The organism is Saccharicrinis sp. GN24d3 (assembly GCF_052400645.1).
Lineage (GTDB): Bacteria > Bacteroidota > Bacteroidia > Bacteroidales > Marinilabiliaceae > Saccharicrinis.
This window is the reverse complement of record NZ_JBQTGI010000041.1, coordinates 18,791-31,700: the sequence shown is the minus strand read 5'-3', so window position 1 is coordinate 31,700 and position 12,910 is coordinate 18,791. Positions and strand designations below refer to the sequence as shown.

Below are 12,910 nucleotides of genomic sequence, written 5' to 3'. Positions count from 1 at the left end.
TATCTCTAATCTTAAGGCAAAATCGCCTTTCTAAATAGCCGATATAATTATGTTGCCTTGGATACCTGAGTTGTTACAAATTTTACACCTTGATACCAATAAATAAGCAATTACTCTGATAAATTCATTAGCCATGGCTTTAAAAAAAAATGCTATTTGCAACACACATGGCTGATAGCACTTTATCACCCGCCTAAAGTTGTATGTACACCATATAATTCAAATACATTTAAAATCTCTTGTTCTCTTTCTACAGATAGCGCTTCCATATCTCCCTTGTCATAGTCGACACCCAGGTTCCGGTACTTTTTTTCGGCAATGTTATGAAACTTCAACAAGTTAACCGTCGGTTTTTGACCCGGTAAGGCAGCAATAAAACGTGCCGAATCCAGGATGTTCTTGTCGTCATCGTTAACGCCTTTTATCAGAGGTATTCGGATATTAAAATTGGCACCGGTAGTTGCCAGCATTTTTAAATTCTCAAGGATTAATTCATTATGAACGCCTGTCCATTTCTTATGTTTGTCGGAATCCATCATTTTTAGATCGTACAAAAAAAGATCGGTTCTTTTGGCTATGTTTAATAAGACGTCGGTTTTAGCATAACCGGAAGTATCTATACAACGATGTATTTCTTCCTGTCCACAGGCGTCTAATACAGGCAGTAAAAACGCGTGGTGCATGAGGGGTTCTCCACCCGAAAAGGTAACACCTCCTTGGGAGGTGTCCATTAACAGGGTTTCTTTTTTTATCAATTGCATTACCTGGCTTGTAGTCTTCGCTTCACCGACTATCTCCATTGCTTTTGTGGGGCATACCTCCGCACAATCTCCACCTAATTGGCACAAATCATTGCCTACAATGCCTTGCCCGGTAAGTTCCAGGGCATTAACCTTACATGCATTAACACACTCCTGACATCCGATGCACTTATCAAAAGCATACATCCGTTCCGCCTTCCGGCTTTGACTTTCCGGATTATGGCACCATTTACAACGGAGCGGACACCCTTTCAGAAAAATAGTGATCCTGATACCCGGCCCGTCGTTAATGGCATATCGTTTAACATCGAAAATTAGGGTTGAATTTTTCATAACACCTAAGCTATCTTAAAAAGATTCATTCTCCGTACGGTCAATCACCTCCTGCTGAAGATCTTCGTTCATATCGTTAAAATAATCGCTGTATCCGGCCATGCGCACCAACAAATCTTTATAATCTTCCGGATTTTTTTGAGCCGCCCTTAATGTAGCCGTATCAACAATGTTAAACTGAATATGGTGCCCTCCCAAAGTGAAATAACTTCTGATTAGCTTACCCAACTTGTTTATATCCTCCTCCTTTTTTAATAAGCTCGGAAGAAAACGCTGGTTTAACAATGTTCCGCCCGAACGAGTATGATCCAGTTTTGTCAGCGAGCGGATTACAGCTGCCGGTCCATTGATGTCGCAACCATGCGATGGCGAGGTTCCGTCGGAAATAGACTTCCCTGCCAATCGCCCGTTGGGTGTTGCACCCATCACCTTACCAAAATAAATATGGCAAGTGGTTGATAGCATATTCAAGTGGTATTTCCCTCCTTTTATATTGGGTTTGCCATCAATGGCTTGAATTAAATCGTTGTATACTTTCAATGCAATATCATCTGCATAATCGTCATCGTTTCCAAAAAACGGTGTTCTGTTCACAATCCGCTGGCGCAGCACCTCTTCTCCGCTAAAATTATTGGCCACGGCACTGAGTATCCGTTCCATATCAAATGTTTTGTTTTCGAACACATGATATTTTAAAACAGAAAGGCTGTCGGTAACCGTACCTAAACCGGTACACTGAATGTAGTTTGTATTGTACCGTGGACCCGCATTGTAATAGTCTCTCCCTTTTGCGATACAGTCATCGATCACTACCGATAAAAAAGGCGCTGGAGAATACTTGGCAAACATGGTATCTATATAATTGCTCACCCTCATTTTCTGATCAACCACATAATTCAACTGCTTTAGAAAAGCGTTATATAAATCTTCATAAGTATTGAACTCCATTGGGTTGCCCGACGTGCAACCAACAAATTTCCCGGTTACAGGATCAACACCGTTATTCAAGGTAATTTCCAATATCTTTGGGGTATTAAGATACCCGGTCAACACATAGGCTTCCTTACCAAAAGCACCTACTTCGATACAACCACTGCATCCGCCCTCACGCGCATCTGTCAAAGATTTCCCCTGGGAAAGCATCTCGGTTATATAAGTTTCCGGACTAAATACTGACGGATAACCGTGCCCTTGCCTGATAACCTTACATGCTGCTTTTAAAAACTTATCCGGTGTCTTATGACTGATATGCACCGATGATCCCGGTTGAAGCAGGTGAAGCTCCTCAACCACCTGGAGCATGATATACGAAACCTCGCTAACACCATCGGATCCATCGGTTTTAAGTCCGCCTATATTAATGTTGGTAAAATCGTTATAGGTACCACTTTCCTTTGCCGTGATTCCTACTTTGGGCGGTGCAGTTTGGTTGTTCACCTTAATCCACATGCACGAAATTATTTCTTTCGCCTCATCGCGTGTCAAGGTGCCCTCAGCTATTTCTTTTTCGTAAAAAGGAGCTAGGTGTTGGTCGAAATGCCCCGGGTTCATCGCATCCCAACCATTCAATTCGGTAATGGTTCCCAGATGAACGAACCAGTACATTTGCACAGCTTCATGAAAGGTACGGGGAGCATTGGCCGGAACCCAACGGCACACTTCCGCAATTTTCAACAATTCTTTTTTTCGCTTAGGGTCATTTTCTGTTTTTGCCTTCTCCTCGGCCAAATTAGCGTGGCGCTCTGCAAAGACGATAGCTGCATCACAAGATATATCCATGGCTTTCAGCTCCTCGGCTTTGTCATTCGCGGCTGCATCGTTCAGGTAATCCAATGAATCGAGGTGAGCTTTTATTTCCTGCTTAAAATCGAGCATACCTCTTTTATATATTTTACCATCTAGACATGTATGCCCCGGAGCACGTTGCTCCATAAACTCGGTAAACAATCCGGCTTCGTAGGCATTCTCCCATTCTGCGGGCACATGGCTAAAAATGCGTTCGCGCATTGTTCTTCCTTTCCAATAAGGAATCACTTCTCTGGCGTAAGTATCTATATCTGCCTGGCTAATGGTATACGGTTGCTGTTCACGCGTATTCAACACGTGAAAATCGTCCACACTATGGCAGGTCAGTTCAGGGAATGTGGGTACCGCTTTAGGCTCTGGCCCCCGTTCTCCAACAATGAGTTCGTCGTCGCCTAAGTATAACGTCTTTTTCTGGCAATGATCCAAAAAAGTCAAAGCTCTTAATACCGGGATAGAATGTTTCCCATAATGTTTTTTATAAAAGTCGGTTTGATGCAAAGCCCTTTCGATAGAGATGCTCGGTTTTGCCTTGAAACTCAATTCGCGCAAATGTTTTATCCTGAGGTTCATACCAGGACCTATCTCACTTTTTAAAGGCGCATAGAAATTACCCTGAACGGAAGCTGCCCGCTCTGCCGTTTTGTTCGTTTCTTGTTTTCCAAGTAATTCTTTAATGGAAGCTACCCCGGTTTCACTGGGATGCGTTTTATCATTATTTGTTGTTGTCATTATTATGGTATCTGAGGTGTAATGATTTACACAGCTTTAGTGGACTATGAAAACATCTTACATGTAATTACAGAAGATTTGTGCGAAAACCGCAAAGGAGGATTACAATCAAAAAAACGAAAGCAAGCAATATTCTTTAACGTCATATTACAACCAAGAATATTCTAATAGTAGAACATCAGGCATTCATATAAACAGCGATAGCCTTTGATTATGTTGTAATGTATGTTCATATATTGCACATGAATAAGATACCCAAATATCGCACTTTTTCCAGTGAATTACAAATCAGTTATTTTTTTGTTGGATACATTTATATTAAAATTTAATCAAGAAGCATTATTGCTTAACCTACATCAAAAGAAGATCTATTTATCTGCAAATCTATTCAGTAACTCCCCAATCTTTGTTTGGAATCGGCCCCATCTCAAAAACTAATTTTCCACCTTTCATTAGATCGTTATGATGTAACCAACTTACTTTGTATGGTGTTCCATTTAAGGTAGCCGACTGAATATACATGTTCTCCCTTGAATTGTTATTGGCAATGATTGAAAAGGTTTTACCATTCCCCACATTAATATCTACTTTATTCAGCACCGGACTGCACAGTTGATAAATAGGATCGCCAGGACAAGCAGGATAGAAACCCATTGCGCCAAATACGTACCATGATGAAACTTGTCCACAATCATCATTTCCGGGAAGGCCCCCTACATCATTAAAAAAATACTTTGCCAACATGTCGCGGACTACTTTTTGCGTTTTCCAGGGTGTGCCGATAAAATTATACATATATGGTGCATGCATCGAGAATTCATCGCCAACGTAATACATGTCCTTCTTGAAAAAGTCATCCAGATAAGCTTCCAGTTCTTTTTCGCCACCCATAAAATCAGCTAAGCCGGGAACATCGTGAGGAACTAATAAAGTATGGTTCTTATAATACACCTCTGTATCATGATCTGCACCTTGTGCCCAAACACTAATACTTTTATCGTAAGGAGGCAGCCACTCGCCATTTAATTTTTTTCCACGAACCAAACCTGTTTCACTATCTAAAACATTTATGTATCGCTTCGAACGCATCATAAACTCATTGTAATAGTCTTCTTTACCCATACCCTTAGCCATTTGAGCTATACAATAATCATCGTAAGAAAACTCTAGGGTTCTAGCAACTGGTTCCCCATAAAATCCGAAAACATCTGCAGGTACGTAGCCTATGTCATTGAAGTACTCTATTCCTACGCGACCAGAGAAACCACGGTTTCCCTTTTCAGTCGCGTTTTTCAACATCGCCTCAAAAGCCAATTCTGTATCAAAACCTCTTATACCTTTGACATAAGCGTCGGCAATAACTGCATCGGCATGCGTTCCCATCATAATGCTTCGATACCATGGATTCGGCCATTTTGGCAACCAACCACCTTCACAATAGGCATTTAACATTCCGTTGATAATGTCTGTCGTTTCTTGAGGTTTCACAATCACCCAAAGTGGATGCAACGAACGGAACGTATCCCAGATCGATAAGTCGGTGTACATCTCGCCTTCATGGACCTGATAATCAAACGGACTGAAATATCTGCCTCCTTCATTCAGGTTACGTGGATTCACAAAACACTTGGTTAAGGCGGTATAAAAGATGGCTTTATCATCCTCGGTGCCTTCTGCCTGAATCATGTTTAACTCCTTATCCCAAATTGCAGCACCTTTAGCAACAGCCTTATCAAAATTAAAATCAGGAAACTCTTCTTCCATATTAGCTCGAGCCTGCGCAATATCAATCAAAGAAGTACCCACTATCATTTTCACTTTCTCCTGATCCTCAGTCGAAAAAGTAACATAAACAGCATTACCGTCCGCTCCTTTAAGTGCCAGTTGAGAACCCTGGTTTGGATCAGTTTTTACTGGTTCGGCGCATCTTAAATGCATCTCGGTTGTACTGGAACCATCGTAATACTCAATGCGTATTTCGTATTTCTCCCCTTTTGTAAGGTTCACGTTGTGCACATTGGTTCCGGTTGCCCGATACATCCATTGATCAATTACCATTTCGTCATTGATATACATTCGCGTACCATCTTTGGTGGTTAATTCGAATGTGTGTTCTCCGGATAGCCTTGCCACAAGTGTACCGGAATATCTTGCCGAAAAGAAATCGGCCACAACACCTTCGGCAGGTTCTTTCAACCAATTGTAGTTCAACTTAGAATATTTTACCACTACTTCAGGTTTACCCTTCAATTTATCATTATTAAAATACTCCGCCGTAAAACCATCAGGTACTAGCCCGGTATCAACCACATTGGGCAGTAAATCTATATGGTGAACTTTAAAAGGCTTATCGAATTTGGCTACGAAATGATTTTGGAAGTGACCTGCAATTACTGAATATCCCTCAATTTCGTTTCTATCCGGAATAACTTTATAGTTCCCCGGAACAAAAACACCATCAATTAATACTGACGATGATTCTGATTGGGGAAAAGTAAACTGAAAAAAAGCCGTTTTCGCAGCAGCAGTTAATTCTGCCTTAATAGAGTAGTCATCCAACTGTACCGAATAATAGTGAGGTTTCGCCGTTTCACTATCGTGATTAAATTTTGATGCACGGGCATTGGCATCAATTTTCACTTCACCAGTCATTGGCATAATGCACATAGCACCCCAATCGCCAACTACTGCACCGTTCGGGTAACGCGTACCTCGAAATCCCTGTATTTTATCCTGGTCGTACCAATATGGAACAGGAACTGTAACTACCCGGTGAGTCCAAACCGCAGTTTGCGGTGTCCAATGCGTTAAAGCCGACGGATTACCAACAATAGGCGAAACATACCCCATCGGTTCCTCCACCTCAGTGACCGTAATATCGGCAATACTTGCCGCACTGCCTACTCTTGTATCTACATAGGATAATTTTGAGTTTTTACGCCACCGCTCTCCTTTTTTTAATGATATAGTACACCCAAAAAAAATCACACTTAGCGTTACCATCGATAACGCTTTTTTAATCGTTCCGTTCATGTTATTATAGTTTTTTGGTAAAGACGCTAATTCTCAAAGTGAAATAATCTCCAAATTAAGTTCGAAGCAACATATCCCTTTGAACCCGCCATATGCATTAGAAATTCTATTACACATTGAAATTACTTTAAAACAAGCCCTTCGTTGCATCACTTCAACTCACCAGAACGATGCTCCCGAAAGTAATCGGGAAAAGTGATGCCTCGTTTCAGTAATGCCTTGTTTTATTGTTCTTGCAATGCTCATGACGAACCTCCAATACATAATCCGGGTTGAATTTAACAACCATGACGCCATGGTTTCTGAAAATTTGAACTGCCAAAAAAAATGCTCCTTGAAAATATCCAAGAAGCATTCTAACTAGTCCTACATCATTTCAACAATTTATCCTTCCATAGATTTTTCCAATTCACGTGCATGAATCAAAAACTCCTCAACATTCATCTCTTTAAAGTAGATTAAACCATGGCTGGCCCTAATACTTGGATTTTCATTGGTATAGAAATAATCTTTACCTAACAGGTACTGAACATTTTCCAGTTGCTCTACCCAGATGTTTTTAGCCAAAGTGCTGAACTTGCCATCCAGTTCATAACTAGGGAACGAAGCATTCACCTGGCTCAGGTAACAATCACTAAATGATTTATCCAGCACATCCATCGCATTCAGACTAACAGGTACCATGACATTGGCATCGGATGGTGCAAACTTGAACCACACATTACGATAGCCCCAAATTCGCAGGGTGCTTAGGTCTTCCTCTTTATTCCAAGCCCTGATAGCTTCGGCAATAGCCTGGAGTACTTTGTAATGTGTATCCGGACCGCTTCCTTCAGGGTCTAATGCCAAACTGATTACGGTTGGCTTTTCTTTTTTGAATTCTTCAAGAATAGGTGCTACATCACGCTCTCTATTGGGTTGTTCTGTAAAAATATCACCGGTATAAAACCCTAAACGAAGATGGCGAACATTCTTAACCTGAACACCCGAATGTGCCCAAACCAATTCTTCTTCGAACTCGCGAATCATACCTTTTAATTTCTGTATTTTTGGTGGATTTTTTTGCCCATCGTAACTTTCGCGTATATTGGAAAGAATGGCATTGATGCTATTTCTTAGTCCATCATAATCTTTCACTTCCCAAATCTGAACGATAGCCCTTACCACTCTGTGACAAAGCCCCCTTACTCTTTCCAAAGGCTCATCGGATGCTACATTTAACAGGAAGTGGTATACATCTTTATCCCACTTAAATTTATAACCGGACTCAAAAAAGTCAGGAAACTCAATCATTTGAATCCTTCCTTGATCGAGTAGATTCTTAGTATAATCGAGCGTTTCTGTCACAAAACTGTTTGTTACTGCCGTAAACCCTGAAGTAAGTACTGAGAAGATAGACTTATTGGATTTCTCCCTCAGGGTACGATTTACATGTGGTTGAATTCCTAACTGAATATCATCATGGTGTGGGCCAGTATGATAAAAAACCTGATTCTTTTCCGGCTCTAGCCCTTTGTAAATTTTAGCCTGTACCGAATCGATCACTTCCTGCACGGTATCCAATGACAAGTCAGGAATTAAACTACAGTAAGGATCTGATTTTAAATCGGAAAGTTCTAATTTGGGGCCGTATTTATTAACTCGCTTACACAGATCGATAATGGCTCTTTCTTTTTTTTCCTGCGTCCACTCTCCTGTTCGGTAATAAGCATCAATACTATCGTCAAGTTTAACTCCAGAACTTTTGGTAATATAGAACCTGCTGTTTGGAAGATTCTGCAATACTGTTGCCGGATATAAAACCGAAGGATCACTTTCGAGAGCATTTTTCACCACTGGTGCCTTCGCTTCTCCTGCAGCAAATATCAATGCCACTGCTTCCTTGTTGTAGGTTATTGATTCAAGACCGATGGAGATCACAAGTCGATTTTTGGAGATTTCTATCCCCCCCAAATCGCCTGCCGCCTGCGCCTGAGTTTCGAAGTTTGTTTTGGTAAGGCGTGTGGTCGAATAATGATCAGACCCCCGGGTGTTAAAAGCAATATGTCCATCGGGACCTATTCCTCCAAGAAAGAATCCTATTCCCCCTTTTTCCCTGATTTTACGCTCGTATTTAACACACCAGTCGTCAATCATAAAGATAGACGCCTGTTGTTGCTTTTCTTTTTTAGTTTTTGCTTCGCGATAACGCAATGACAAATCAACAATACTATCCGGGAAAACCTCTGAAAAGGGTTTCCCTTCGGCCAATGGAATTTCGTCGCAATTAATCAGCAAGGCACGTTCCGGGTCCAGCCCAAAACCTTTGATGTAATATTCATTTACATAGTGGTAAAAACTGTTTTTTTGAGTAGAACTGATTGGATAAAACTCGTCAATCTGCACAAAGTGCAACTTGCTTAAATCGGGTTTCTTTTCCACTTTTAACCCATTCTCCTCCCTAATCTTTTTACCTTTAGCGTTGTTCCAGTTTTCCAGCAGGTATTGTGTCCAACGGATAAAGTATTCAGGGGTTTTACCGGTGGGTAAACTGATCACCCCTTCAGGATTTTCGGCAACCCATTCCAAAAACCTTAATGCGGTAAACATTCCCAGCTGTGGAAAGTTATCCACGGCGATATAAGGTATTTTGGCACTCATTTTTTTTACGCCTGATTTCTGAAAATAGAAATCTTCAACGGGCGATAAAGTAGTTTTCATTATAAATGATAGTTTTTTTTTGGTTGTTAATTTGAATCAACGGTAAAGGTTAAAGCAGTTACTATTTCAGATGCCGCACCTGCAGTGCCGGTTCTTTATATTCAACACACCTAAGGTAAACACCCCAGGCTTTTATAAGTTGAATTGTAAGAACAATTAATTTTCTTACAACTCCTGATAGGCATTATTGCTTTAATTTGAAATATAGCTCTCCCCCACTCATTACCTGTTGATGGGTGATAGTTAGCCCTTTGAGCGGTGTTCCGTTGAGCGTTACTTCATCAATTAGCGCATTCCCTTTCCCAAAGTTATCGGTTTTTATAGTAAATTTCTTTCCATTTGGCAGGTTTAAGGTTGCCCCCGACATCCACGGGGAAGTGATATGATAAACGCCATCAGCCGGATTTACCGGGTACATACCTAAGGAAGACATCACCAACCAAGCCGACATCTGCCCACAATCCTCGTTACCACAATATCCGTCCGGCTTGTCGGTATATTGAGATTCTATGATCCTTCGCACTGTTGTTTGGGCTTTCTCCGGTTGGCCTATCTGATTGTACAAATATGCCACATGATGGCTTGGCTCATTGCCATGCGCATATTGCCCTATCATCCCTGTTGAGAATATGGGCAACTCTTCGTCGGGATCATCGTAATACGTAAACATGGAATCCAATTTGGCAGCAAACACCTCTTTTCCTGTAGTTTCAATTAATCCCGGAATATCGTGCTGTACATGCCAGAAATATTGCCAGGCATTACTTTCGCAGAAAAACTCTGTGTATTCCTTTGCCACAAAGTGCTTAATAAACTGACCGTCCTTTGCCCTGGGGCGGAAGAATGTTGAATTCTTGTCGTAAAGATTCTTCCAATTATCCGCTCGTTTGCTGAAATAATGGTAATCATCTCCTTTTCCTAATGCCTTTGCCATCTCAGCAATACACCAATCGTCATAAGCATATTCTAAAGTTTTGGAGACGCTCCAATGCCCTTTATCTTTATCGTTCAGAGGTATATATCCATATTTCTTATAATCCGGCAGGCTCCAGGCATCGCTCATCGCTGTAGCTTTGCATGCTTCATAAGCTTTTTCGGCATCCATAGCGATTCCTTTAAAATAAGCATCGGCGATGACCGGTACGGAATGATAGCCAATCATCATATTGGTTTCGTTTCCTGCGAAGCTCCATACCGGCAACAATCCCGTTTCGTTATAATGGCTTAGGAACGAGGCGACCATATCCTCTACTTTGTCAGGAACAACTAATGTATAAAAAGGATGTGCCGTTCTATAGGTATCCCAAAGTGAGAATGTTTCCAGTTTATCATAGCCCTTAGCCTGGTGCATTTCTCCATCCGCTCCTTTGTACCATCCATCTATATCGGAATGTAAGGATGGCGTTAAAAAGCAATGATACAGGTTGGTATAGAAAACTGTTTTTTGATAGCTGGATCCCCGGATATCGATAACATTCAATTGCTTTTCCCATTTTTTATCCGCACTTTCCATCACTTTATCAAAATCCCAATGCGGGCATTCTGCGTCCATGTTTTTTCTGGCTCCTTCGATAGAATATGTGGATAAGGCTACCTTTATCAAGACCTGTTCTTCCTGATGGGATACAAACGAAATTTCAGCTTTCGTTTTCTTAGCTTTTACTTCTCGTCCTTCCACCTTTTCTTCGCCTTTGAAAAACCTGATATCCTTAATTGGCTTAGACATCTTCAAGACAAAATGCTCTCGCTGGTCCGGTGCCCATCCCTTTGAATAACGATATCCAACAATGGTATTTTCGTCTTCCAGTTTAAGATAGGTTTCAGTTGGGTTATCCCAGTTCAGTTTGTAACCTAAGTCTATCAGAATTTTTGATTCTTTATCTTTAGGAAAAGAATATCGGTGCACACCTACCCTTTCTGTGGCTGTTAGTTCTGCTTTTATGCCGGAACTTAACAGGTTTACCGAGTAGTATCCTGGCGAAGCCATCTCTTTGTCATGACTAAACATGGAATACGGACGATAGTCTTCCTGATCCGGCCACAAATCATTGGTAAACCTACTGTTATAAGGCATCACCAAGATATCATATAAATCACCGGCCCCGGTTCCGGTAAGGTGTTTATGACTGAAACCTGCAATGGTGGAATCCTGCCAGAAATAACCGGCTATCCTGTCCCAGCCCGGCAACCCGTTATCGGGACTTAGCTGAACCATTCCGAATGGGACAACAGCACCAGGGTAGGTATTTCCCGGCCCGTCAGTACCGATAAATGGATCGACGTAGGACGTGAGCGATTTGGTGTCGTTTACCGCCTTTTTCTTTTGTGTTTGACAAGAGAAGAGAACGGGTATTAATATTAATGCTATGTATTTAACTTGAATCATTGTTCCTTAAAATTAGAATATTATCAATTTAGTTTGGCGAACAAGATTTGATTGATTTCCCTGCCAGCCGTTAGGCTGGCCACGCAATATTTCGTTGGTCATAATTCAACGTACGTGATACGTCGGATAATTTGTATTTAGATACCCGGGAATAATAGCCCGGGTTAAATGATTCTTATATCGAGTTTTTCTTTAGCCACTCGATAATTTCGGGGATACGACCGAAAGCGATGCCTACTACCGTATCGGCAGCACCATAATAAACCGCTACTTTTCCTTCTTCATCGTGCAAGGATGCACAGGGAAAAATTACATTGGGCACATCCCCATTCTGTTCATAATCAACTGCGGGAGCCAACAAATATGGTTGAGAACGTTGCAATACCTTATCCGGTTGCTCCAAATCTAACAATGCAACGCCCATTGAATACCGATATCCGCTGCAAGTTTGGATCACGCCATGATAAAACAACAACCAACCCTCTTCTGTTTTGATGGGTACACCACCTGCCCCCACTTTTAAGCATTGCCAGGCACTGTCTTCGAAAGGGGTTACTTTTAAAACTGAACGATGTTCACCCCAGTACACCATATCCGGACTATAACTCATAAAGACATCTCCAAAAGCAGTATGTCCGTTATCGCTTGGGCGGCTCAACATACAATACTTACCATTGATTTTTTCGGGAAACAGAACACCGTTTCTGTTAAAAGGTAGGAAGGCATTTTCGCACTGAAAATATTCCTTAAAATCGAAAGTGTAAGCAATGCCAATGGTAGGGCCGTGATAACCGTTACACCAGGTAACCCAATAACGATCTTCGATAAAAGTAACTCGCGGATCGTATTTGTAAGCTGAATCAATCATTTGGGTGTTTCCCGCTTTCATCACGATGGGGTCCGGTTCAATTTCCCAGTTGATACCATCCTTGCTAAAGCCGGTATGGATATTCATCTGAACGGCCTTATTATCACATCGGAATACTCCGGCAAAACCATCTTTGAATGGAACTACCGCACTATTGAAAATACTGTTTGACGTTGGTGTTTCGTACCGTCCAATAATTGGATTTTTGGAATAACGCCACATTACGTCGGTACAAGCTTCCGGTCTTTCTTCCCAGGGAATTGTATTTTTACTTATCATATCTCAAAACTTTAG

Annotated in this window: 6 protein-coding genes; all 6 read right to left on the bottom strand. The window is 41.3% G+C overall.

The window, feature by feature from the left end:
- Positions 1 to 185: 185 nt before the first annotated feature.
- The 6 genes from ACT29I_RS24435 to ACT29I_RS24410 all read right to left on the bottom strand — a co-directional run bounded on the left by ACT29I_RS24435 (position 186) and on the right by ACT29I_RS24410 (position 12,895).
- On the bottom strand, positions 186 to 1,094 hold the full coding sequence (locus ACT29I_RS24435; protein ID WP_444794699.1) for a glycyl-radical enzyme activating protein: 909 nt from the start codon (positions 1,092 to 1,094) through the stop codon (positions 186 to 188).
- Positions 1,095 to 1,109: 15 nt separating this feature from the next.
- Positions 1,110 to 3,629, bottom strand: a complete 2,520-nt coding sequence (hypD, locus tag ACT29I_RS24430; RefSeq protein WP_430932091.1) for a trans-4-hydroxy-L-proline dehydratase — start codon at positions 3,627 to 3,629, stop codon at positions 1,110 to 1,112.
- 384 nt (positions 3,630 to 4,013) lie between these two features.
- On the bottom strand, positions 4,014 to 6,662 hold the full coding sequence (locus ACT29I_RS24425; protein ID WP_444794698.1) for a GH92 family glycosyl hydrolase: 2,649 nt from the start codon (positions 6,660 to 6,662) through the stop codon (positions 4,014 to 4,016).
- Between the two features lie 384 nt (positions 6,663 to 7,046).
- Positions 7,047 to 9,362, bottom strand: coding sequence for a glucosamine-6-phosphate isomerase (locus ACT29I_RS24420; RefSeq protein WP_430932089.1), 2,316 nt, complete (start codon positions 9,360 to 9,362; stop codon positions 7,047 to 7,049).
- A 184-nt stretch (positions 9,363 to 9,546) separates the two neighbouring features.
- Positions 9,547 to 11,748, bottom strand: coding sequence for a GH92 family glycosyl hydrolase (locus tag ACT29I_RS24415; protein WP_444794697.1), 2,202 nt, complete (start codon positions 11,746 to 11,748; stop codon positions 9,547 to 9,549).
- A 175-nt stretch (positions 11,749 to 11,923) separates the two neighbouring features.
- Positions 11,924 to 12,895, bottom strand: a complete 972-nt coding sequence (locus ACT29I_RS24410; protein WP_430932087.1) for a glycoside hydrolase family 130 protein — start codon at positions 12,893 to 12,895, stop codon at positions 11,924 to 11,926.
- Positions 12,896 to 12,910: the final 15 nt, after the last annotated feature.